This window comes from Corynebacterium sp. HMSC073H12 (assembly GCF_001837775.1).
Classification (GTDB): Bacteria; Actinomycetota; Actinomycetes; order Mycobacteriales; family Mycobacteriaceae; genus Corynebacterium; species Corynebacterium amycolatum.
This window is the reverse complement of record NZ_KV834023.1, coordinates 128,027-151,815: the sequence shown is the minus strand read 5'-3', so window position 1 is coordinate 151,815 and position 23,789 is coordinate 128,027. Positions and strand designations below refer to the sequence as shown.

The window sequence follows — 23,789 nt, the reverse complement described above, 5'->3', positions numbered from 1 at the left end:
AGCATTGACAATGCAACAGTCCGCGATACCAAAACTCATAAACCCCCAAGGAGTGGTCTAGCAATAATGGCACGTCTTTTCGGAACTGATGGCGTCCGCGGTTTGGCGAATAAGACTCTGACCGCACCGCTGGCAATGCGGCTGGGTGCTGCTGCGGCCACTGTGCTGACTAGCGGCACGAATCCGTCGGGGCGTCGTCCCCTGGCCATTGTTGGCCGCGATCCGCGTGTCTCCGGTGAGATGCTCGCCGCAGCGCTGTCTGCCGGCATGGCTTCCCAGGGCGTCGACGTTTTGCGTGTCGGTGTGCTGCCCACTCCGGCTGTCGCTTTCCTCACCGACGACTACGGTGCCGACATGGGTGTGATGATTTCGGCTTCTCACAACCCTATGCCGGACAACGGCATCAAGTTCTTCGCCGCTGGCGGCACCAAGCTTGACGACGCGGTGGAGAAGGAAATCGAACACGCTCTCCACAACCTGCCGGAGACCGGCCCCACGGGCACCGGAGTGGGTCGTGTCATCGAGGAGGCCCCAGACGGGCTCGACCGCTACCTGTTCCACCTCTCCCGTGCGGTCAGCACCAAGCTCGACGGCATTCGCGTCGTGGTGGATTGTGCAAATGGTGCTGCTTCGCAGGCCGCCCCGATGGCGTACGCGGCCGCCGGTGCCGACGTCGTCGCTATTCACGACAAGCCGAACTCCTACAACATCAATGACAACTGCGGTTCTACCCACATTGAAGTTTTGCGGGCGGCAGTGTTGGAGCACGGCGCAGATCTGGGCCTGGCTCACGATGGCGATGCCGACCGCTGCCTGGCTGTGGATTCGCAGGGCAACATCGTCGACGGTGATCAAATCATGGCCATTCTGGCCGTTGCCATGAAGGAAGAGGGGTTGCTGCACCACAACACGCTGGTGGCCACTGTGATGAGTAACCTCGGCCTCAAGCTGGCGATGGAGGAAAACGATATCGCCCTGCGCACCACCAAGGTCGGCGACCGCTATGTGCTGGCTGATTTGAACGCTGGCGGTTATTCGCTCGGCGGTGAGCAGTCGGGGCACGTGGTCATTCCGGATCACGCCACCACTGGTGACGGCACCCTCACCGGTCTGTACCTCATGGCGCGGATGGCACGCACCGGTAAGTCTCTGGCTGAGCTGGCCTCCGTAATGAAGGTGCTGCCGCAGACTCTTATCAACGTGCCGGTGTCGAACAAGGCCGCAATTCTGGAGTCTGCTGAGGTCAAGGCCGCCATCGATGCAGCCGAGGAGAAGCTGGGCTCCACCGGTCGCGTGCTGCTGCGCCCGTCCGGCACCGAGGAGCTCTTCCGCGTCATGGTGGAGGCCGCCGATGCGGAATCGGCCCGCAAGATTGCCGGGGAGTTAGCTGCGGTTGTGGCAGCGGTCTAGAGTCAGGAGTGTGGAAATGAATGATGCGCCAGCGGACATTAAAGCCCGCTTTGCCCCGGGTGAAGCCGACATCCAGGTAGAGGTAGTCGATCGTGACGGTCGAGTTCTCGGTACCGTCGGCAAGCTTGAAGCACACGTTCCGCCGGGAATTTTGCACCGTGCTTTTTCTCTTTTCCTCTTCGATGAGCAGGGACGCATGCTGCTGCAGCGCCGTGCGGAGTCGAAGTATCACTCACCACTGCTGCTGACGAATGCGACCTGCTCGCACCCACTGCCGGGGGAGCCGGTGGCCGATGCCGTTGAGCGTCGTGCGAAGGAAGAGCTCGGTGCGGATGTCTCCCAGTTGGAGGAAATCGGCATCGTTATCTACCAGGTCATCGATGATCGTTCGGGACTGGCGGAGCACGAGTACAACCATGTGTACGCCGGCATCGTCGATCCGAAGTCGGTGGATATCAACCCCGATGAGGTCGATGAAGTGGTGTACGTGACCCCGCAGGAACTCGCCGAACGCCGCGCGAACGAACCGATGACGGAGTGGTTTAACCACGTCTGGGGTGTTGGTGCGGAGAAGTTCTCCAAGTACGGTTTCGACATTGCGGGTGTGCCGGGTATCCATGGCCCCGCGGAGGCGCAGGCTGCCGCACAGTCGGTTTCGGAAAGGGATGTGTAGCTTCGTGACCAGCGTAGAAAACGCCAGCGTCGACGACTTCGGCCTCGACAAGTCCGAGGAATTGGAGACCGGGGAGTTCTATGCCCTGGCCAATGAACAGGGTGCCGCATTCGGTGAAGGGCATGCCAAGTCGATTCTGTTGGGCGAGCACTCTGTTGTCTATGGCAAGCCGGCTATCGCGCTGCCGGTGACATCGCTGCGCACGATGGCGTGGATTGACCGTGTGGAGGATTCTCCCGTCCTGTTTTCCATGGACGGCGAGGTCATTGACATCGACGAGCTGCCGGAGCGCTTTGCCTCCATCGCCGCTGCACTCCGCGCTGGCCTGCGCACTTTCGGTATTCCCGAGCGTGACCTGCTGATTCGTCTTCGCTCCGGTATCCCGCCCGCCGCAGGGCTGGGTGGTTCTGCCGCTGTGGCACATGCGCTTATCGACGCAGTGCGTGACCTCGCTGATGGCACTTTGACCGAGCGTCAGCGCTTTGACCTGGTGCAGGAAGCTGAGCGTCTGGCGCACGGTAACCCCTCTGGCCTGGATGCCACGGTTGCCCGTGCGTCTCGTCCGGTCTACTTCAAGCAGGGGGAGTTCCATCCGCTGCAGGTAGCCAAGAAGATGTGGCTGGTGCTGGGGGATACCGGTGTGCGTGGCTCGACGTCGCTGGCCGTTGCCCGCGTGCGTGGTTTCGTCGATTCCCATCGAGTCCACGGCCAGGAATTGTTGGATTACTTGGGGCAGCTGACCGATGCCGCGGTGCACAACCTGGCCAAGGGCGATTTTGTCCGTCTGGGACATCGCATGGACTCGGCTCAGGAAGCGCTAGAGGAACTAGGTGTTGGGCATGAGTCCATCACTGATCTCGTCACTGCCGCACGTCTGGCGGGTGCCCACGGTGCAAAGCTCACTGGTGCCGGTTGCGGCGGCTGTGTGATGGCGCTGGCAGAGTCCGCCGATCACGCGGAACTGATTAGCCATGCCATGATGGGCGCCAATGCCGTTGCTACTTGGACTGTGGAGGTAAATCCCTCGTGACCACGACCGCTACCGCCGTCGCTCATCCCAACATCGCCCTGATTAAATACTGGGGCAAGCGCGATGAGGCCGTGCAGCTGCCGGCCACAGGTTCGCTGTCCCTTACTCTGGGCATCGCTCCGACGACTACCACGGTGTCGCTTATCGACGATCCCAGCGTCACCGCCGACTTGGGCACCTTGAACGGCCAGGAGATGGTGGGCAAGGATCTGTCCCGTGTCCAGAAGTTTTTGGATTTGGTCCGCGAGCGTGCGGGCAGCACTAGCTTCGCAGAGGTGATCAGCACCAACGAGATTCCGACGGGCGCTGGACTGGCTTCGTCCGCGTCAGGTTTCGGTGCTCTCGCGCTGGCCGCGGCGAAGGCCTACGGCCTGGACTACACCCCGGAACAGCTCTCGGCTCTGGCCCGTCGCGGTTCGGGCTCGGCCTGTCGCTCTATTTTCGGCGGCCTCGTCGAGTGGCTGCCCGGCGATGATGATGCTTCCAGCCACGCAGTGGCTCTGCCGGATTCCGGCCTGGACCTCTCCCTGGTCGTGGCGGTTTTGGCCCCAGGCCGCAAGAAGATCGACAGCCGTGCCGCCATGCGTCGCACGGTCGAGACCTCACCGTTCTTCCCGGCGTGGGTGGAGCAGGTGCCCCGCGATATCGAGGACATGAAGGCCGCCATTGCCGCTGCGGACTTCACTGCGGTCGGCGAGCTTGCCGAGGCCAATGCCATGCGCATGCACGCCACTATGCTGGGGGCTCTTCCTCCGGTGCGTTACTGGAATCCGGATTCAGTGGCGGCTCTTGATCTCGTCGCTACGCTGCGTGACGAGGGCACCGAGTGCTACGCCACCATGGATGCCGGTCCGAACGTGAAGGTGTTGTGCCGCAGCGGCGATGCCGAGACCATCGCGGATCGTTTCCGCGCAGAGTTCGAGGATATTGACGTGCTGGTTTCCGGCTCCGGCCCCGGCGCATACCTGGTGTAGCTGGGGGAGTAGTTGAGTAGCGCTAAGGGCGAACCTCTCGAAGGCGAATCGATTGGCCGCGGCTGTGGCAAACTGTATCTCACCGGCGAATATGCGGTGATGGATGTTGATGGGCTGGCCGTCATCGCAGGAGTCAACCGCTATGTAACGGTTCGGTGCCACGATGCCGACCCATCGCAGCCGGTCTCTCGCGTGTACTCCAGCTATTACGGCCCGCAGGGGCGCGTCATTGATATCGATGCACCAAGTGACATCGCTACCCAGACGATTTCCCTGGTCTATCGCATTGCTGCGGGCGAGCTGGAAAACACCCCAGAGAGCCCCATCAATATCGTCATTGAATCGGACCTCGATGACGCCGACAGCGGTGCGAAGTATGGCCTGGGATCCTCCGGGGCTGTCGCTGTGGCAGTGACTCGTGCGCTGGGAGCGCACCTAGGTCTGGAGCTCACTTCGCTGGACGTGTACAAGATTGCGATGGTGGCCACGCTTCTGGCTGGTGCGGCTGGTTCCGGCGGCGATATCGCGTGCTCCGCGCACGGCGGGGTGGTGCTCTATCGCCGACCGAATCCGACGGCGCTCGCAGAACTCGTGGCGGCTGATCCTGTCGCTGCCGTGGCCGCACCGTGGCCGAATCTTCGCATTGACGCCCGTGCCGACCTCGGCGGGCTACAACTGTTGGTCGGCTGGACGGGCAGTCCGGTGAAGACGGACTCTCAGTTGAAGAAGGCCGGTGGCGCAGACCGTGATTTTGTACGCGGGGTCTCGTCGATAAGCGAAAAACTCTGGCAGGCGCTTGCCGACGGCGACCACACAGCGGCGTTTGCCTGCCTGCGCGAGAATCGGACGCTGCTGCAGGACTATGAGCGCGAGCGTGCTGTGTGCATCGAGACGGAGAAACTGAAAGCGCTCGCCGACATCGCCGATGGCGCGGGGGCCGCGGGCAAGAGCAGTGGCTCCGGTGGTGGTGACTGTGGAATCGCGCTGGTGGGAGTCTCAAATGGTGCCGATGTCGAGGCGACTGCCGCGGACATCACCGCGCGCTGGCAAGCAGCTGGCATTCGGCCGTTGCCGCTGAAGCTGGCCGCTCAACTTTGACCACAATTTTTAGACCGTAGAATTTAAGACAGCTGGAATTTACAGAAGCTGGGAACCGAAGCTGCATGCAGCTAGAAAGGGTCGCTTAGGACAATGGCTGAAAAGAGCTCGCACGACCTGGAATATGCACACGTACCACTGAGCTGGATTGGCCCGGTACGCATTAGTGGCAACGTCATGAATGACGAGGTGAAGATTCCACTGGCGACTTACGAGACCCCGCTGTGGCCGTCCTGCGGTCGCGGTGCGAAGGTCTCCCGCATGATTGAAGGTGGCATTACCTGCACTTTCGTCGGCGAGAAGATGACTCGCTCGGTGATATTCACACTCGACTCGGCAGCTGATGCCGTCGTTGCGCGCGACAACATCCTGTCTCGTTATGACGAGCTGAAGAAGGTTGTGGAGTCCTCCTCCCGCTTTGCCAAGCTGGTCGACATCCACTTCCAGATCGCCTCGCGTCTGCTGTTTGTCCGCTTTGACTTCTTCTCCGGTGACGCCTCGGGCCACAACATGGCCACGCTGGCGTCTGAGCGTTTGATGTCCTACCTGATGGAGCAGATGCCAGAGTTGGGCTATGGCTCTATCTCGGGAAACTACTGCACCGATAAGAAGACCTCCGCCGTCAATGGCATTTTGGGTCGCGGTAAGTACGTGATTGCCGAAGCCGTCATTCCGGAGCCAGTTGTCCGCGAACGTCTGCGCACAACTGCCAAGCGTCTGGCCGAGCTCAACGAGCGCAAGAACCTCGTCGGCTCCATCATGGCCGGTTCGCTGCGCAGCGGTAATGCGCACTACGCCAATATGCTGCTGGGCTTTTACCTCGCTACCGGTCAGGACGCTGCGAACATCGTCGAAGGCTCGCAGGGGCTGACGCAGGTAGAGGCGCTTGACGACGGCTCCGTGCGCTTTAGCTGCACCCTGCCACATTTGATCGTCGGTTCCGTGGGCAACGGCAAGGGCTTGGACTTCGTGGAGAAGAATCTCACGGCGCTGGGCTGCAAGGAGGACCGTGAGCCGGGTGAGAATGCCCGTCGTCTAGCAGCGTGCTGCGCGGCAATCGTCTGGTGTGGTGAGCTTTCCCTGCTCGCGGCACAGACAAACCCGGGTGAGCTGATGGAGGCGCACGTTTCTATCGAGCGTGCGAAGTAGTGCGTCGCAACAATTCGCAAAACCTAAGACAAATCTCAGGTAAACGCGCTAGATTTCTGTAGTAGGCAATTAACATTTTGTGGGCAAAATATCCTGTGCTCTAGTGGCCGTTCTGATGGTCGTTCTGATGACATGGGATGTTTCGTTGCCCGTTATTTCTTAAAATCTGTAGAGGTAGTGAAGGCACGGTTTTGATGACAACAAGCAATGTGACCCCGGTCGGTATTGATGACATCGCTTTTGCGACGGGTTCGTACTGCATTGACCTCGCCGATATTGCGCCCCGACTCGGAGCGGAACCGGCAAAATATCACAAGGGCCTGGGGCAGGAACGCTCCAGCGTGGTTGCCTCTGATGAAGATCCGGTGACGATGGCCGCGACTGCGGTGAAGAAGATTGTGGATCGCCACGGTATCGACGGCGTGCGCACCATCATGTTCGCCACTGAGACCGGTATCGACCAGTCGAAGGCCGCTGCCGTCTATGTCCACGAGTTGGTTGGTCTTGACCCGCACGCGCGCTCTGTTGAGCTGAAGCAGGCTTGCTACTCAGGTACCGCGGCGCTGCAGTTTGCGTGCGCTCTGGTGGCCCGCAATCCGGAGGAAAAGGTCATCGTTGTCGCCTCCGACATTGCCCGCTATGACCTGGACTCCGCTGCGGAGCCAACCCAGGGCGCAGGTGCTGTAGCCATGCTGGTGACCGCTAATCCGCGCATCCTGGCCATCGATGCGGCTTCGGGCGTCTTCACCCGCGAAGTTATGGACTTCTGGCGTCCGAACCACCGCAGTCAGGCGTTGGTGGAGGGCAAGCTCTCTATTGGCGCTTACATCGACGCTGTTCAGGGTGCTTACGAGGACTACCGTGCCCGCGGCGGTGTGGACTTCAGCGAGATTGACTACTTCAGCTACCACCAGCCGTTTACCAAGATGGCCTACAAGGCGCACCGGCAGCTGTCTGCCAATAACGGTGTGGAGCTCACCGCAGAGGACGAGGCCCGCCAGCTCGGCCCAACCACTGAGTACAACCGCATCATCGGTAACTCCTACACAGCATCGGCCTACTTCGGCCTGCTCTCGCTGTTGGACACCGAGAAGGACCTGGCTGGTAAGAAGGTCGCTATTGTCTCCTATGGTTCCGGCTCAGTTGCTGAGTTCCTCACCGGCAATGTGGTCGAGGGCTACGAGTCCCAGCTGCGCGCCGCAGATAATGCTCGTGAATTGGAAGAGCGCGTAAAGCTCGATGATCCGACCTACTACCGCCACGCTCAGGTGACGCATGAAGATCCGGGTGAGTACTCAAACCTGGGAGACGACGCACTGATCGGCACCGGTCCTTTCAGCTTCACCGGTGTTGAGGGGTGTAAGCGTATCTACCGCGCTCGTTAGCCCGGGGGCACCCGCACTAGTGCTTCAACGGAACCGAATCCCCTTTTTTCGCGCCTAACAGTAATAAGAACTGTTTTTCGCGGGGAAGGGGATTTTTCGTGTCCGCAAGTTTTACTGGAGGCCGTGGCGGAGGCTTGCTGCACTTTTCGGAAGACGCAGTGATAGCGGCTGCCCGAGAGATTGAGCAGCGCGGCCGTGACGGACATGAGCGGTGGGGAAGCGCTCCCGATATTTCCGCAGCAGACTGTGGCCAGGGTTTTGCCGCCCAGGGGCGTCGTCTGCAGCAGGCGGCAGTGCGGCTGCGTGAGCACGGGCAATCGATGTACGCGGGACTTGGCAACCATGCTCCGGCAGTGCGGGAACAGTGGCGTGTCTTTGCAAGCTGTGACAGCGACGGGAGTGCCGACCTCGGGGGAATTGAGGTAGTGGACTGATGCCATGGGTTGCTCGAATTCTTCCGATATTGGTGCGTGTTATTGGCCGTGGAAGCCGTATCGGAGCCAAGCGCGGGGTCGGCGGCATCGGCAAGAATCTGCCCAAAGTCTTGGATAAGGTGCGACGCGCTGACGGCTGGAAAGGCAGCGCCCTATCCAAGTTCTCCAACTCCGTGGGGTTGATAGCCTCCGCGATAACTATTGCTATGGCTTTCGATTGGGGCGGTTTGAAAGGCGATGCTGCCGACGCTGCCAAAGAGCGCTGCGATAAAGCCGCGCAGGACTGTGCGAATCAGGATGAGCAGTCCGCCGATGGCGCGCAGAGTGTCGGCGAGTGCGGCAAGAAAGTTGATGAGGTCCTCGAGGATTGCGAAAAGCAGGCCGAAGATATGGCTGAGCAAACCGACGGTGTCCTCTCTCAGTGCGAAGCGCTTGTCGACGATCCGGAGGTCGGCGCCGAAGCCGCACAAGTGGCCCAGCAGGTGTGCAACAGTCTCGTCGACTCCACTGGTCAGCTCTACGATGCGCGCAATACCTGCATCGAGCAGTGTCTTGAACAGGCAGCGTGTGACACTGAGGCCGCAGTGGTCGCCACCCCGCCGCAGCCTCCTACTGTTCCTGCCAGTTCGGGTGCTACCTCGGCGGCCTGTGCAGAGGTGGCTGAGCCTGTGAGTGGCGAAGGAGCTACTGTAACCGGTGGCAACGGTGCTATCGCTGGTGGAATTGGGGTTGCTGCCAACGTTGATATTGGGATTGAGGCAGGCGTTGCTGCTGGGATATCCGCTGGAGGTGCCATTGGTGCTGTAGGTGCGGCCAGTATCGCCGGAATTGCGGGGGCTGTCGGGGTTGCAGGCAGTGTCGCGTCCTCACTGCTCAACTTAGACATGTGCACGGAGACGGAAGAGCCAGTGTGCGAACAGGCACCTGCGCCAGCACCAGCTCCTGCGCCGGAGGACTGTGAGCCGGAACCTGAACGGGAACCTGAGGATTGCGAACCGGCCCCGGAACCTCAACCCGAACCCGAGCCCGAGCCTGAACCTGAACCAGAACCAGAAGATGCGCCTGAACCGCCTCCTCCAGCTGAGAAACTAAAGCACCTGGGAATCGAGCTGCCACAGGAGCCGCAAGCAGAACCGCAGCCAGAACCAGCTCAGGACTCGGCAGCATCAGTGCAGGAATCTGCTTCAGCTGTGCCCGAGCCCCCTGAGCAGCCCAACGCCCAGGAGCTTGTGGGCGCGGTCAATTCGCCAACGGCAGGTGAGTGGTAATGGGGAGTAAGCATGCCGCGAAATATGACCGGATCGGGCAGGCCTATTACGACGCTGCTGCAATGACCAGGCAGGAGTTCGAAACGGCGATACAGAGGGCACAGAAAGAATTGCAGGGTTTGGAAGAGCGTCGTAAAGCACGCGAAATTAAGGAGAGAGAGGTGGCGAAGGGCGTCGAGAAGCAGCAAAAAACCGCCCGATCGAAGGGAACCGTTACGCGGCTATTCGGGCGGGCGGGGAAAGGGACGCCGACGGTGAAGTCGATTCGGGGCGTGTCCTGAAGCGTGGCCTAGTGACTACTTGCCGGGAATCAGCGAGTGCTCCGGGTTTTCCGGCAGCTCCTTGATGAGCCACTCCATGTCGCGGTTAGTTGTGCCTTTGATAGTGGCGGTCGGGTCCGCGAAATCCGAGTACTTCTTGTCGTCACCGACCGTGGCCAGCAGGAAGCCTGTGAGCGCGGCGCGCGCAACCTCCCGGTACTTCACCTTGGAAGAAGAAAAGCCCGCTAGACGACGGAGAAGAGTTGTCTCCGAGAAGCTGCCCTGATCAGCCTTGTCTACTTCGCGGTAAACGACATCGCCCTTCCACTGAACAGCCAGGCGAGCCGGGTTGCCGCGATCGAGCCACTGATCCTCGCCAGGGGCCAGGACGAGGCCCGGAGCCGAGACATTGGTGGCAGCGGCGGTGGAGGAAGGTGCAGTGGTTGCGGGGAAGACGCAGCCAACTCCGGAAATGAGGTCGTGACCGGCAGCGGCGAGGACGGCTACGCCAGCGCCCATGCCGTGGCCGGCGACACCGAGTTTCTTCGGGTGGACGACGACCTTGCCCTCACCGAGGCGGACACCAGCGAGAATCTGGAGCGCTGTCTCCAAATCGTTGGCGAGACCTCGGTGGTCTGCCACAATGCCATTTTCGGTGTCCGGAGCAGCGACCGCGATGCCCCACGAAGCTAGGTGACGCAGCGTGGCGTGGTACTCCTCAATCGGTGTGCGCCAATCGTGTGCGAAGGCGATACCGGGGATGCCATTGCCCTCGGCAGGCGTGTAGACCTTTCCTGGCAGGCCAGTAAAAGCTAGGTCACCGACCATGACGCGGTGCGGTCCACGCTTGGAAAGATTAGATGTCAGAGTCTTCAAGTTGTCAGCCACAGTGAATAGCTTAACTATAAGGTGCATACCTTTGCTGAAAAAGTGCCAGGATGAGCGAGAATGTCTATTTCGTTATGACGATTTTCCGCTTCGCGGGTTATTCTGTAGGGCATGTGTGGAATCGTTGGATATGTGGGCCATCAGCCCGCCCTGGATATTGCTGTCGATGCGCTACGACGCATGGAATACCGTGGCTATGACTCCGCGGGTGTTGCCATTGTCGACAATCAGGGGCATATCACTGTAGAGAAGAAGGCCGGTAAACTCGCCAACCTCGAGGCTGCTCTTGACGCGGATGGGCGCGACAAAATCACTGGAACCACCGGAATTGGGCACACCCGTTGGGCTACCCACGGTCGTCCAATTGATGAGAATGCCCACCCACACCAGTCCTATGACGGCAAGGTGGCTATCGTCCACAACGGCATTATCGAGAACTTTGCTCCGCTACGTCAGGAGCTGGAGGATGCCGGCATTGAGCTGAAGTCCGAAACCGACTCCGAGGTCGCCGCGCACATGCTCGCACGTGCCCTGGACGGTTCCGACGGCGGATCTACCGCTGGTGATTTCGAGGCCTCTGCGCTGTCCGTGCTCAACCGCCTCGAGGGTGCTTTCACGCTGCTGTTTACTCATGCAGACCACCCGGCTCGCATCATCGCTGCTCGTCGCTCCACTCCGCTGATTGTCGGAGTGGGCGAAAACGAAATGTTCCTCGGATCTGACGTTGCGGCTTTCATCGCGCACACCCGCGAGGCCGTGGAGCTGGGGCAGGACAACGTCGTCATCATCACCGCAGATGATTACCGCATCCTGGATTTCGCCGGCAACGAGCAGCAGGGCCGCCCATTCACCATCGACTGGGATCTCGCCGCAGCCGAAAAGGGTGGCTATGACTCCTTCATGATGAAGGAAATCCACGAGCAGGCTGCCGCCGTCCGCGATACGTTGGCCGGCCACCTCGTTGATGGCCGCATCGTTCTCGACGAGTCCCGCCTGAGTGACCAAGATCTGCGTGACATCGAGAAGGTCTTCGTCGTCGCTTGTGGTACCGCATACCACTCCGGTTTGTTGGCCAAGTACGCCATTGAGCACTGGGTTCGTATCCCGGTAGAGATTGAGGTCGCGTCCGAGTTTCGCTACCGCGATCCGGTGCTGGACCGCCAGACGCTGGTGGTCGCTATTTCGCAGTCGGGTGAGACTGCGGACACCCTCGAGGCCGTGCGGCACGCAAAGAGCCAGGGCGCCCGCGTGCTGGCTGTCTGTAATACCAACGGTGCACAGATTCCGCGTGAGTCTGACGCCGTGCTCTACACGCACGCTGGGCCGGAGATTGGTGTTGCTGCAACCAAGTCGTTCCTGGCGCAGGTAGCCGCAAATTACCTGGTCGGATTGGCTCTTGCCCAGGCACGCGGCACTAAGTACCCGGATGAGGTCACTCGCGAGTTTGAAGAGCTGGAGACCATCCCGGCACTGATTGACAAGGTCGTTGCTAAGGGCGATGAGTTCATCGACATGGCCAAGGAAATCGGTGCTATTCCGACGATGCTCTTCCTCGGCCGTCACGTTGGCTTCCCAGTCGCACTTGAGGGTGCGCTGAAGCTCAAGGAGCTTGCCTACATTCACGCAGAGGGGTTCCCGGCCGGTGAGCTCAAGCATGGCCCAATTGCACTCATCGAGGATGATCTTCCGGTCGTCGTTGTAGTGCCATCGCCGAAGGGACGCGCCGTGCTGCACTCCAAGATTGTCTCCAACATCCAGGAGATTCGTGCCCGTGGCGCCAAGACCATCGTGATTGCCGAAGAAGGGGATCAGTCGGTGGTTCCGTTTGCGAACTACCTGATTGAGATCCCGGAGACGTCCACGCTGCTCCAGCCGCTGTTGTCTACGATTCCGATGCAGTTCCTGGCAGCTGAGATCGCTCGCCAGTGCGGTAACGAGGACATCGATAAGCCGCGCAACCTGGCTAAGTCAGTCACCGTCGAGTAGTTCGTCCTGCTTTCGTCGGTACTGCGCAATCTCCGCATCGAGTTCTTCATCCGTGAGGGACTCGATGCGTTTTGCTTCTTCCTCGGATAGCTCCCAGACCTCATCGGATACGTGGCAAAATGACAACATCCAATCGAGGTTGCGTTTCTGAATCGTCTTCATCTTTCGTGTCACGCGCTGATGAAAAGTTTGCTTGCCGACGTTCTTTAGCGGCCCAACCGGAACGCTAGTCGCGGCGTCTCCATCACGGGAAGTCCACACTTCCGTTCCTTCGGGGTACCTGTCGATGTCCCAGCCCTCGTGAGTTTTTAGGTTGTGGTGTCGGCGGCAGAGGCAGTGCAGATTCTCCGTGTCAGTTGGCCCGCCCTGCTCGGGATTGTCGTGGTTGTACGGCTGAATATGGTCCAGGTCGCACTTGGATGCCGGGACGTCGCAGCCGGGGAAGCGGCAGGTACCGTCGCGACCACGGACGCGAGCCACTTGGCTCTCGGTGGGGCGGTAACCATCCACCTTGCTGTCGGCGGAGATACGGATGTGAGTTGCGCGAGCAATCCATTCTTCGGTGGCTACCTCGCTCAGCCAGCCGACGCCATCAATCCATGCTGGCCCACCGCCGACCTCGCGGTAGACATTGATGACAATCTCGGCATTGGTCGAATTCTGTGCCAGCTGTAGTAGCGCTTCCGCCTGCGTGCACTGTTCACCACGATTGATTGCGGTGTTGCGAATCCCCTGGATCCTGGCCATGAGCTCGGTCGCGCGGTCGTTTTCAAGGATTGCTGTGACCTTTTTGTGCTTGCCATCGCCCGTGTCGGCGAGTGTGACCGCTTCGCCTTCTGGAACCCGTTGGGTGCCGTCGTTGCGGGCGCAGTCGTTGTACTCAGAAACCAAGTCGCCGATTAGGCGAGACAGCGTGTAGACACCGATCATTGCCTGTCGAGGTCGCGTCGGAGTGAGCATTTCCAAAAGATGGGGCTCTACCGTGTCGAACTGGTCTGGTGACAGCCCGGCAACGCCATTGGCGATGGCGCGGAGATGGGCTAGAGAGAAACAGAAGGTGGATTCGATGAGAGCTCGGACTTTTGGTAGCCGCTCGAGCATCAGTGCAATTTCGCACAGCGTAGAGCACTTGCCGCGGCTAAGACCAGTTCGGATGCTTATGCGGGCGAGATGGTGATTGACATCTACCGCGTCACCGGGAGCGCAGATATCGATGAGCTGAAGGTCTGCGGCGTTGGTGGCACGGGCCGCGATGCTAATGGGGTCGTCGGATTGCTGGTTGGCCCATGAGGGCTTTTGACCTGGTGCTGGAAGTTCTATGGGCGGCGATGACATTGGTTATCCCCCTGATTACTACGTGTCCGCCGGAGAATTGAAGATTGAGTTCTGTGGTGGAGAGGAGCGTGGAGAGGCTCGTTCAACCAGCCCCGCCAACCTCTGTGCACTGGACAAAGAACTTTTGCTTACAAATTTTCCCTACAACCTAAATCGTACACCTGTTTGAAAAAGTGTCAATAGACTTTTAGAAATATGTTCTAAAAGTCCATGTTGAATTAGATTCGGCCGCGCCGTCCGAGTCTCCGCCGTCCGAGCCTCGTCGGCAGTGCGCCGTACATAGGCAGGACTCGCTGCCGTACATGGCGCGGCGTTTGCTTGTTGGTCGAAGAGTCCTCGGCGCCACCCTCCTCAGCGCGATCCAGCTCGTCTAAGAACTCGTGGATGAGTTCTAAGGTATTGGGGGAGTAGAGCAGCGCGAGGTGGTCAGACCAGTCGCCACCGCCGGTGGCGTTGTTGACGTTCGTAATGTGGTGACCCTCTTGTTCGGGCAAAAAGGCGCCGGTCCACGGGCGAACTACGGTGTCGAAAGGGGTGCCGATATTCAGGTACTGCGGGCCGCGTCGGGTAATGCCACGCGCTGCGCGGTTCAGAGTCGCAATATAGTCAGAGTCCAGCAGCTGTTGAATACAGGCACGGCCGACAAGGCGGTCGACGAGTTTGTGCATCGGAAGGCCGCATCGCTCAAGGGCACTGAGCCTTCGGCGCATGCCCCACGCAGTAGTCCCGCGATGGTTTCCCGCAAGCGAGATGACTGCCCGCACGGGGCTGTTGTCGGAGGCGAACTGCTCGGCGTCTTCTTCGTTGAGGCCATGGTTGAGGGCGTCGTCGTAAAGCGAATCGATGCTCGCGTTGGCGTAACTGCGACAGTGCAGACCGCCCTGGGAATGACCGATGAGGTCGACGCGGGGTAGGGAGAGTTGGGCTCGGAAGCGGTCGAGAAGGTCGGTGACTTCGGCGAGCGCATCGCTCAAATCGGTGGTGGCTTTGACGCTGCGGAGGCGGCTGACCAGCGCGGCGGGGTCGGAGCCGTAATCGAGTGAGAATACAGGGCGATTCCGGGCGAGGAACGGCCCCAACATGGCGAAGGAGTTGAACGAGTTCATCCAGGTGCCGTGAACCAGGACAATTGGTGTGCGGCCGTTGTATCCATCCAGGTCGGGAGTGACTTTGCCGTCGAGGATTTCGCGAACGTCCTGCACGCTGTGGGGGATCCATTCGGGATGACGCAACGAGCGCAGGTATGCCTGCGGAAAGGCGCGCAGTAGAGGGCCGAAAACTCGCGTGCTCGGGGAGTAGTCATCCATAGGGGCTAATCGTAGGCTGGGTTTATGACGTACTGCTACACAGCTGCCGAAATTCGCGCCGCGGAACAGCCCTATCTGGACGCACAAACGCGTGACGACGAACTCATGCGCCACGCAGCCGCCGCTGTGTCGGAGGTGGCGGAGCGGATGCTCGCTAAGGTGTCGCCGGAGCCTGGTCGCGGTCGTGTGCTGCTGTTGGTTGGGTCGGGAGGCAATGGTGGCGATGCGCTCTATGCCGGCCGGGACTTGTCTTCGGGCGGACATGGCGTGGATGCAGTTTTGCTGGGCACCAAGCCACATGAACGGGCGCTGAAAGCGTTTGAGCTCGCAGGCGGGCGGGTGCTGCCGTTGGGGCGTGACCGGGAGACGGATTTATCGAAGATTCTGTGGTCGATAAGTGAAGACTACGCACTGATTATCGACGGAATTGTGGGGCTCGGTGGTCATGGTGCGCTGCGCGAAGAGGCTGCGTGGCTGGTGCGCGAGGCAAACATAGGCGAGGTGCCTATTCTCTCGGTCGACGTGCCGAGTGGTGTGGAAGCCGATACCGGACGCACTTTTGATCCGCCCTCCCAGACCATCAACCCCGACCTCGACCTGGAAGAGGGGCAGGATCCGTACCTGCCATCCCACGTCGAGGCCACGACAACGGTGACCTTCGGCGGACTGCGCTACGCGCATGCGCTGTCGGAAGCCTGTGGTGAGGTCGAATTGCACGAAATTGCGCTCGATGCCTTCTCCCTCGAACTTCCAGGACTGGGGCAGACGCTCTATGAAAACGGTCACTACAATGCCGTCCACCACCAGACTCCGACCGTAGAGTTTTACGAAGCCCTAGGCGGGAGCTTTCCGGCGCCTTTTGGCGCGAAAACTCAGCTCGAACCCAGTGCTGCTGACCACAAGTACTCCACCGGAGTTACAGGTATCGCCGCCGGTAGCGAGGCGTATCCGGGCGCTGGTCAGCTGTGCGCCTCCGCTGCCGTGCACGCGACCAGTCCCGCGGTTATCTATGTCGGCGATGTGGACGCCCGCAACCGCATCACCGCAGCCTTGCCGACGGTCATTACACAGCCGGACTCGGTGGATCGTAAAGAGGTACGCGTCGATGCCTGGGTTGCCGGCCCTGGCCGGGGCACTGATGAGCGCGCGGCCGAGGAACTGCGCGACATTCTGGCCACCGACAAACCAGTCGTCATCGACGCTGACGCACTGACGCTGCTGTCGAAGCATGAGGACATCCAACAGCTCGTCCGCGAGCGCGGCCAAGAGCGCAACCTGCGCACTGTTCTCACTCCGCACGCCGGCGAATTTGAGCGCCTTACCGGGCACGAGGTCACTAACGCCATCGCAGATGCCCGTGAACTTGCCGAGCAGTTCTCCTGTGAAGTGCTGCTCAAGGGACGCCGCACCGTGATTGCCAATCCGACAACGCAGCGCACAGTCGTGGTTGACGCGGGTAGCTCCTGGGCAGCCACGCCGGGCTCCGGCGATGTACTGTCCGGTCTTCTCGGCGCCTGGGTAGCGCGTGGCGAATCCCTCTACGTACCAGTAATTATTCACGCTCGCGCCTCATTCTTGGCCGCGCAGACAGAGTTCGGACCAGCACCCTGCAGCGCCCAGGACATCGCTGAATCCATCCGAGATGCCACCGCATGGTTCACCAATGAAGGCAGCAGTGGCAAAATACGGCTATGACTTCCTCGGCACCAGCCATCCTGACCCATACCGTTAATCTCGACGCAATCACCCACAATGTGAAGACCGTCAAGGCCATCGCAGGGGTGTCGGAATTCATGGCCGTCGTCAAGGCGGACGGCTACTCGCAGGGTGCGCTGCAGACCGCGCGTGCCGCACTGGCCGGCGGCGCAACACAGCTCGGCGTCGCAACAATCGACGAGGCGCTCTCCCTCCGCGAGGAACTCCGCACCACGCTTGACGACGGCCACACCATCCCCATCCTCGCCTGGATCTGGGACGCAGCAGCCACCTCGTTGGTGCAGCGTGCTGTGGCTGCAGATATTGACCTCGGCCTGCCGTCGATGGCTCATGCGCTGGCCGTGGCCAATGCCGGGCGGGCGCTATCGGTGACACCACGTGTGACGGTGATGGTCGATACGGGCTTGGGTCGCTCGGGATTCTCTATGGCCAATGGGGACTTTGAGAATGCGGTTGATCAGCTGGTCGAGCTGCACAAGACTGCCGCGTTGAACATCACCGGTGCTTTCACGCACTTTGCGTGCGCGGATGAGCCGGGCAACGAGAGCGTCGATAAGCAGGCGCAGAATTTCCGAACCGCCATTTCTGTCCTGCGCGAGGCGGGGCTGGACGAGATGATTAACCATGCGGCGAATTCGCCGGCATCGTTGTCGCGTCCTGACCTGGCCTTCGACATGGTGCGCCCAGGCCTGGCGATTTATGGGGGCGAGCCAATTGTGGGGTCCACCCATGGATTGCGTCCAGCGATGCGGTGGGAAGCGTCGGTCATCTTGGTCAAGAAGCTGCCGGCAGGGCAGTCGGTGTCCTACGGGCAGACGTGGACAGCTGACCGCGACACCACCATCGGCATCGTGCCCTGCGGCTATGCCGACGGCATGATGCGCTCGGCATCCGGGCGTTTCGAAGTCAGCATCAATGGCACACGCTATCCGCAGGTAGGACGCGTGTGCATGGATCAGTTCGTCGTCGACCTTGGCCCCGACAGTGATGTCGAGGCCGGCGACACTGCGGTCATCGTCGGTGATCCCGCACTGGGGGAGCCCGGTCTCGATGACCTCGCGGAGGCATCCGGCACCATTAACTACGAAATCCTCACCGCGCCGAAGGGACGCAGCGAGCGAAAGTGGGTGCGCAGCCGCATCGCGCCAACCGCAGAGGACATGCGTGACCTCGGTGAGGAGATTGGCCGGGAGCTAGCCGCCGGGGATCTGGTGATTCTCGATGGCCCACTCGGCGCGGGTAAGACCACTCTCACGCAGGGCATCGCCCGCGGCATGAATGTGCGCGGGCGCGTGACGTCGCCGACGTTCACCATCGCCCGCGAGCACCGTCCGCTCGCAAAAGATGGCGTCACCCTCATCCACGTCGACGCCTATCGTCTCTTCGGCGAAGAGGGACCCGGCTCCGATGGCGAGGCCTTCGATGCGCTGGACTCACTCGATCTGGACTCCGACCTCGAGGACAGTGTTGTGGTCGCTGAGTGGGGAATGGGGCTCGCCGAGGTGCTCTCCGAGCGCTATCTGCAGGTGAGCATCGATCGTTCGCGTGACGACGATGCCCGCGTCGTCACCTGGAAGTGGAGCAAGTAGCTTCAAGTCGGTTCAAGTAGGTTACTGAGTATGAACATTTTGGCCGTTGACACATCGACTCCACAGGTCACCGCGGGAATTGTCCGCGATGGTGAAACCGTGGCCGAACAGCTGCACCTGGATGCCCGCGCGCACAACGAGGTGCTGGTGCCGCTGATTCAGCAGTGCCTCACCGACAGTGGGGTGGCAGCAACCGAGCTAGATGCCGTGGTTGTCGGCTGTGGTCCGGGACCTTTTACGGGCTTGCGCGTTGGTATGGCCACCGCAGCCTCCTTCGCCGACGCTCTGGGAATTCCCTGCTACGGCATCTGCAGCCTGGATGCGCTCGCGGGTGGTGTTGGCGATGAACTGGTCGTCACCGATGCTCGCCGTCGCGAGGTGTACTTCGCGGCCTACCGCGATGGCCAGCGAGTTTTCGGTCCGGCAGTGGCCAAGCCAGCCGACGTCATGGAGCTGCTCAAGGAAGAACTCGCAGCAGAAGTCGCCGACTTTGCGCCGAGCCACGCCCGCGGCAGTCTCAGCCACATCGAGCAAATTGCCGGGCTTGAGGTTGCTGGGGAACAAGTCTTTCCCACTCCGAAAGCCATGGTTGAAACGGCCCACTTTGACTCCGCGCCGGGTCCACTGGTGCCGCTGTACTTGCGCCGTCCGGATGCCGTTGTCCCGAAGGCTATGAGATGAGCGTCGTCAAGCTAGTGCGTCTCGGACCTCCTGCAGCCAAGGCGTGTGCGGCGATTGAGGCGGAGCTATTTGCCGGCGATGATCCCTGGCCGGAATCGGCCTTTATGGCGGAGCTGGCCGCGCCGAACAATTTCTACGTCGGGCTGATCGCAGAGGCAGACGGGGACGAAGAATTGTGCGGCTATGCGGGAATTACCAAGCTGGGGCCTGCGGGTGCCGCCGAGTACGAGATTCACACCATCGGTGTGGGGCAGAAGTGGCAGCGCCGGGGCTTTGGGGCGCAGCTCATGGACGCGCTGATGGCAGCTGTGGCGGAGGATCCGGGCCCAGTGTTTTTAGAAGTGCGCACGGATAATGAACCCGCTATCGCCATGTATCGACGCTACGGCTTCGAAAATATGGGGCTGCGAAAGAACTATTATCCGGGCTCTGGGGCGGACGCGTACACGATGTGTCGGCCTGTGCCCGCCGGCTAAATGTTGACGTAGCGACTATTCTGCGTTAAACCGGGCGCATGGCTAAAACCTTTGCAAAGCAGCTCGTAGAAACCCTAGAGAATCAAGGTGTCAAGCGAATTTTCGGCCTCGTCGGAGATAGCTTGAACCCCATTGTCGACGCGGTGCGTGAGTCCTCCATTGAGTGGGTGCACGTCCGCAACGAAGAGGCTGCCGCCTTCGCCGCCGGCGCGGAGTCCCTGGTCACCGGCGAATTAGCAGTGTGTGCGGCCTCTTGCGGTCCGGGTAACACCCACCTCATTCAGGGTCTTTATGACTCCCACCGCAACGGCGCAAAGGTGCTGGCGCTGGCATCGCACATTCCTTCTCGCCAGATTGGCTCGAACTTCTTCCAGGAGACCCATCCGGAGTTTATCTTCAACGAGTGCTCCGGTTACTGCGAGATGGTGAACTCCGCTGAGCAGGGTGGCGTCGTTTTGCATCATGCTGTCCAGTCGACCATGACTGGCCACGGTGTTTCCGTGCTGGTTCTGCCGGGCGACATTACAACGCACGAGGTGGAAAATGACGAGTTCGTCAGTTCCACCATCAGCAGCGGTCGCCCAGTCGTATTCCCGGACGCCGGTCAGGCCGCCGCGCTTGCCGACGCAATCAACGAGGCTAAAACCGTCACGCTTTTCTGTGGCGCAGGTGTGAAGGATGCCCGCGAACAGGTGCTCAAGCTTGCGGAGAAGATTAAGTCGCCGGTGGGGCATGCGCTGGGTGGCAAGATGTACATCCAGTACGACAACCCCTATGACGTCGGAATGTCCGGCCTGCTGGGCTACGGCGCCTGCCACGATGCCTCTAACGATGCTGATTTGTTGATTCTGCTCGGTACTGACTTCCCGTACAACGACTTCCTGCCGACTAAGAACGTCGCCCAGGTCGATATCGATGGTCGCGCCATCGGTCGTCGTACCACGGTGAAGTACCCAGTCGTCGGCGATGTGGCTGCAACGATTGAAACCATCCTGCCGTACCTGGATGAAAAGACCGACCGCTCCTTCCTGGACAAGCAGCTGCGGAACCACGAGCGCCTGCTCAGCCACGTCATCGAGGCATACACCCATGACGTTGAGAACATGCGCCCGATTCACCCGGAGTATGTGGCCGACCTGATTGATAAGCACGCCGACGACGATGCCGTCTTCACCGTCGACACCGGCATGGGCAATGTCTGGGCTGCACGCTACGTCACGCCGAATGGCAGGCGAGAGCAGATTGGTTCCTTCCGTCACGGCACTATGGCCAATGCACTGTCGCAGGCCATTGGTGTGCAGGCTGCTGACCGGGACCGTCAGGTCATTACCTTCAACGGTGACGGTGGCCTGTCAATGCTGCTCGGTGAGCTCATCACCGTGAAGCAGGAGCAGCTGCCCATCAAGATGTTTGTGTTTAATAACTCCTCGCTCGGCATGGTCAAGTTGGAAATGCTGGTTCAGGGGCTGCCCGAGCATCAGACCGACCACGGCGCAGTTGACTACGCCGGAGTCGCAGAGTCGTTGGGTATCAAGGCCATCCGAATTGAAGATCCGGCCGATGCACCTCGCCTGATTCAAGAGGCGCTGGCCTACGACGGTCCGGTACTGGTGGACATGGTCACCGACCCGAATGCCCTGTCCATCCCGGCAAACATCACCTGGGACATGCTGATGGGATTCTCCAAGGCCGCTACGCGCACCGTCTTCGGCGGCGGCGTGGGCCAGATGATCAATATGGCACGGTCGAACCTCCGCAACATCCCGCGGCCATAGTGGGGGTAGCGCTCTCGAGATGCGGGAGCGGGTGCGGTGCGGTACCTCTGTTTCCATGATTAAAGGTTTTCTGGTGAACCCTGACCTGACGCATCGCATCGTCGAATTTGAGTTGGAGGCCGCTGCTACATTCCTCGGCGGAGTTTCCTCCGACCGTGTTTCGGTGGCGTTCCAGGAAGATGGCGCCGATTACGCCGCTCTCTACAACCCGACGGCCAAGGCTGAGGGCGCTGAACCGAACCCGGTCGCGTCCCTAGGCCGCAATGAGGCTGCTACGGGCAACTCGGCTTTCTTCACCGACCCCACCACCGCAATTTGCGGAACGGTCGTATTCGTCGACGCCGAGGGTGAGGATATCGGCGACGAGGAAATTGAGCGTATTAAGCACGGTATGCGCGCCGTTCGCCACTACCGCGATGACTACCCAGAGGAATACGCTCTCTGGCGTGCCGCTGTGAGGAACCTCGGCCGCCTCGAAATTTAAACTCGGTCGCTGGTAAGCGACCCGGTGGTGCGCTAGTACCATGACTGCTATGACCGAGTTGACCCTGCTGGCAATCGAGAGTTCCTGCGATGAGACAGGCGCTGCAGTGATGCGTGTGCGCTACGACGACACGGACACCAGCACCCCAGCCATTCCAGAGGTGGAAGTGCTTGCCGACGTCGTCGCATCCTCCATGGAACAGCACGCCCGCTTCGGCGGTGTGGTCCCGGAGATTGCTTCCCGCGCTCATTTGGAAGCCTTGCAGCCAGTGGTTTCCGAGGCGCGTGCGCAAGCAGCTGCCAAGCTCGGTATCGAAACTTTTATCCCAGATGCCGTCGCCGCAACCGTGGGGCCCGGTCTCGCCGGTGCGCTGCTGGTTGGTTCGGCAGGCGCGAAGGCCTATGCCGCCGCCTGGGGTGTGCCTTTCTACGGCATTAACCACCTTGGTGGCCACGTTGCTGTCGGAGCTCTCGACGGCGCGGATCTGTCCAATGCAGTGGCGCTGCTAGTTTCCGGCGGGCACACGCAGCTGCTGCGTGTGCAGGGGGTTGGTCGTCCGATGGAGGAGCTCGGATCGACGCTTGACGACGCGGCCGGAGAGGCATACGACAAGGTTTCTAGGTTGCTGGGGTTGGGTTACCCGGGCGGCCCGATTATCGATAAGTTGGCTAAGCAGGGAAATCGCAAGGCCATCGCGTTTCCTCGGGCCATGATGCGCCAGCAGGATGCGCGCCATGACTTCTCCTTCTCCGGCTTGAAGACAGCCGTGGCCCGCTATGTCGAGGCAGCGGAGAAGGAAGGTCGTGAATACTCCGTAGAGGACGTTTGTGCTTCTTTCCAGGAGGCGGTCTGCGATGTGTTGACCAAGAAGGCTGTCCGTGCGGCTCAGGATGTGGGGGCTACTACGCTGCTGCTCGGTGGTGGTGTAGCTGCGAACTCGAGGTTGCGTGAACTTGCAGCGGCGCGAGCTACCTCGGCGGGAATTACGCTGCACGTGCCGCCGATTAAGCTGTGTACTGATAACGGCGTCATGATTGGCGCAGCTGCTGCCTACTTAATTGCGGCGGGAGCTAAGCCTTCTGGTTACGCCTGCCTGACCGACCCATCCATGCCAGTGGAAGAACCTGTAATGCAATGAGCGGAAATTACGATCGGTGGGAGCTAAAACCCGAGCAGTCCGGGCAGTCGGGGCAGTCCGAGTGGGGAAATCAGTCCCAGGGGACGGAGACACAGCAGTTCGCGCCAGTATCTGGCGGTAGTGGTAGCAGCGCTCGCGGTGGCCTGGTCTGGGCACTTGTTGTAGTCGTAGCTATCGCGCTGGTTGCCGTGCTGGGAGTTGTCGTATGGGCAGTGAGCACCGAGCGGATAAGTGTGCCTTTTAGGGGTGAAACGCAAGCGTCGTCGTCAAGCGTGGCGGAAACGCCCGCGGAGGAAACGGCTACGAAGACAGCCACCGCGACCGTAACGGAAACGACAGTTACGGAGACACAGACCGAGACTCAGGTGCAGAGGGAAAGCTCTGGCATTATTTTGTCGGTGGAGACGTCTCGGGGAACCATCGTGCCGGCGAGCCTAGCGTGTGACGGCCACTATGTGCTGATTGTTCAGTCCGTGATGGGTGGCGACAATTCCTCGACGAGGCAGGAATTGGCGCGTGCGCTCGAGCAGGACTCGGACCTTCAGTACGCCACTCCTGGGCTGTGTCCGTCGTTGAGGTCGTCTTATGAGGGCAAGGATGTTTACGCTGTCTACTTCGATGCTGGTAGCGCGGAAGAAGCCTGCTCGTTGAAGCGTCAATGGGATGGGAACGTGCGCGCGATGAAAAATGAAGCTGATTACCGCTCGGACCCGTGTTAAATTCCGTTAACTGA

22 protein-coding genes are annotated in these 23,789 nt (G+C 60.5%); 19 read left to right on the top strand and 3 right to left on the bottom strand.

The genetic code is table 11. The annotated features are described in order from the left end of the window. Positions 1–66: 66 nt before the first annotated feature. The 10 genes from glmM to HMPREF2708_RS00640 all read left to right on the top strand — a co-directional run bounded on the left by glmM (position 67) and on the right by HMPREF2708_RS00640 (position 9,702). Positions 67–1,410, top strand: coding sequence for a phosphoglucosamine mutase (gene glmM / locus HMPREF2708_RS00685; protein WP_070831116.1), 1,344 nt, complete (start codon positions 67–69; stop codon positions 1,408–1,410). A 16-nt stretch (positions 1,411–1,426) separates the two neighbouring features. Then, entirely contained in the window at positions 1,427–2,083 is a 657-nt protein-coding gene (gene idi, locus HMPREF2708_RS00680) for an isopentenyl-diphosphate Delta-isomerase (RefSeq protein ID WP_070831111.1), read from the top strand. 4 nt (positions 2,084–2,087) lie between these two features. After that, a complete protein-coding gene (gene mvk / locus HMPREF2708_RS00675) occupies positions 2,088–3,113 on the top strand; it encodes a mevalonate kinase (RefSeq protein ID WP_246840280.1) in 1,026 nt (341 codons plus the stop codon). Next, positions 3,110–4,087 carry a diphosphomevalonate decarboxylase gene (gene mvaD / locus HMPREF2708_RS00670; RefSeq protein WP_070831105.1) on the top strand — a complete coding sequence of 326 codons (978 nt, stop codon included), beginning with the start codon at positions 3,110–3,112 and terminating at the stop codon, positions 4,085–4,087. The genes mvk and mvaD overlap by 4 nt, the downstream gene beginning before the upstream one ends. A 12-nt stretch (positions 4,088–4,099) precedes the next feature. Beyond that, positions 4,100–5,185: a phosphomevalonate kinase gene (locus HMPREF2708_RS00665; protein ID WP_070831095.1), complete on the top strand. Its 1,086-nt coding sequence runs from the start codon at positions 4,100–4,102 to the stop codon at positions 5,183–5,185. A 93-nt stretch (positions 5,186–5,278) separates the two neighbouring features. After that, positions 5,279–6,334, top strand: a complete 1,056-nt coding sequence (locus HMPREF2708_RS00660) for a hydroxymethylglutaryl-CoA reductase (RefSeq protein ID WP_070831092.1) — start codon at positions 5,279–5,281, stop codon at positions 6,332–6,334. 194 nt (positions 6,335–6,528) lie between these two features. Then, complete coding sequence (locus tag HMPREF2708_RS00655; RefSeq protein WP_070831089.1) at positions 6,529–7,719, top strand: hydroxymethylglutaryl-CoA synthase; 1,191 nt, start codon at positions 6,529–6,531, stop codon at positions 7,717–7,719. Positions 7,720–7,817: 98 nt separating this feature from the next. Beyond that, positions 7,818–8,153: a hypothetical protein gene (locus HMPREF2708_RS00650; protein WP_070831086.1), complete on the top strand. Its 336-nt coding sequence runs from the start codon at positions 7,818–7,820 to the stop codon at positions 8,151–8,153. After that, a complete protein-coding gene (locus HMPREF2708_RS10975) occupies positions 8,153–9,421 on the top strand; it encodes a hypothetical protein (protein WP_070831083.1) in 1,269 nt (422 codons plus the stop codon). The genes HMPREF2708_RS00650 and HMPREF2708_RS10975 overlap by 1 nt, the downstream gene beginning before the upstream one ends. Then, a complete protein-coding gene (locus tag HMPREF2708_RS00640) occupies positions 9,421–9,702 on the top strand; it encodes a hypothetical protein (RefSeq protein WP_038627723.1) in 282 nt (93 codons plus the stop codon). The genes HMPREF2708_RS10975 and HMPREF2708_RS00640 overlap by 1 nt, the downstream gene beginning before the upstream one ends. Before the next feature lie 15 nt (positions 9,703–9,717). Here the strand turns inward: HMPREF2708_RS00640 and HMPREF2708_RS00635 are convergent, their stop codons facing one another. Further along, a complete protein-coding gene (locus HMPREF2708_RS00635) occupies positions 9,718–10,569 on the bottom strand; it encodes a dienelactone hydrolase family protein (RefSeq protein ID WP_246840279.1) in 852 nt (283 codons plus the stop codon). Between the two features lie 111 nt (positions 10,570–10,680). Here HMPREF2708_RS00635 and glmS point away from each other — a divergent pair, with 111 nt between their 5' ends. After that, the gene (glmS, locus tag HMPREF2708_RS00630) at positions 10,681–12,555 is read left to right on the top strand and encodes a glutamine--fructose-6-phosphate transaminase (isomerizing) (protein WP_070831078.1); all 1,875 of its coding nucleotides are present in this window, start codon (positions 10,681–10,683) and stop codon (positions 12,553–12,555) included. On the opposite strand, the gene HMPREF2708_RS00625 is transcribed toward glmS, so the two are convergent. Then, positions 12,538–13,656 (bottom strand): HNH endonuclease signature motif containing protein, encoded by a 1,119-nt coding sequence (locus HMPREF2708_RS00625; RefSeq protein WP_246840278.1) that lies wholly within the window; start codon positions 13,654–13,656, stop codon positions 12,538–12,540. The genes glmS and HMPREF2708_RS00625 overlap by 18 nt on opposite strands. 452 nt (positions 13,657–14,108) lie before the next feature. Then, positions 14,109–15,197 (bottom strand): esterase/lipase family protein, encoded by a 1,089-nt coding sequence (locus tag HMPREF2708_RS00620; protein ID WP_070831072.1) that lies wholly within the window; start codon positions 15,195–15,197, stop codon positions 14,109–14,111. 24 nt (positions 15,198–15,221) lie between these two features. Here HMPREF2708_RS00620 and HMPREF2708_RS00615 point away from each other — a divergent pair, with 24 nt between their 5' ends. From HMPREF2708_RS00615 to HMPREF2708_RS00580, 8 genes are read left to right on the top strand one after another with little or no spacing between them, the layout of a single operon-like run. Continuing rightward, entirely contained in the window at positions 15,222–16,892 is a 1,671-nt protein-coding gene (locus tag HMPREF2708_RS00615) for an NAD(P)H-hydrate dehydratase (protein ID WP_070831068.1), read from the top strand. Further along, positions 16,889–18,502, top strand: a complete 1,614-nt coding sequence (alr, locus tag HMPREF2708_RS00610) for an alanine racemase (RefSeq protein ID WP_070831066.1) — start codon at positions 16,889–16,891, stop codon at positions 18,500–18,502. Before HMPREF2708_RS00615 ends, alr begins: the two co-directional genes overlap by 4 nt. Before the next feature lie 30 nt (positions 18,503–18,532). Continuing rightward, positions 18,533–19,183 (top strand): tRNA (adenosine(37)-N6)-threonylcarbamoyltransferase complex dimerization subunit type 1 TsaB, encoded by a 651-nt coding sequence (gene tsaB, locus HMPREF2708_RS00605; protein WP_070831063.1) that lies wholly within the window; start codon positions 18,533–18,535, stop codon positions 19,181–19,183. Next, positions 19,180–19,659, top strand: a complete 480-nt coding sequence (gene rimI, locus HMPREF2708_RS00600; protein WP_070831060.1) for a ribosomal protein S18-alanine N-acetyltransferase — start codon at positions 19,180–19,182, stop codon at positions 19,657–19,659. The genes tsaB and rimI overlap by 4 nt, the downstream gene beginning before the upstream one ends. Positions 19,660–19,697: 38 nt before the next feature. Continuing rightward, complete coding sequence (locus HMPREF2708_RS00595; RefSeq protein ID WP_070831057.1) at positions 19,698–21,434, top strand: pyruvate dehydrogenase; 1,737 nt, start codon at positions 19,698–19,700, stop codon at positions 21,432–21,434. A 55-nt stretch (positions 21,435–21,489) separates the two neighbouring features. Then, positions 21,490–21,918: a hypothetical protein gene (locus HMPREF2708_RS00590; protein WP_070831054.1), complete on the top strand. Its 429-nt coding sequence runs from the start codon at positions 21,490–21,492 to the stop codon at positions 21,916–21,918. 58 nt (positions 21,919–21,976) lie between these two features. Then, positions 21,977–23,056: a tRNA (adenosine(37)-N6)-threonylcarbamoyltransferase complex transferase subunit TsaD gene (gene tsaD, locus HMPREF2708_RS00585; RefSeq protein WP_070831426.1), complete on the top strand. Its 1,080-nt coding sequence runs from the start codon at positions 21,977–21,979 to the stop codon at positions 23,054–23,056. Further along, complete coding sequence (locus HMPREF2708_RS00580; protein WP_070831051.1) at positions 23,053–23,775, top strand: hypothetical protein; 723 nt, start codon at positions 23,053–23,055, stop codon at positions 23,773–23,775. The genes tsaD and HMPREF2708_RS00580 overlap by 4 nt, the downstream gene beginning before the upstream one ends. Positions 23,776–23,789: the final 14 nt, after the last annotated feature.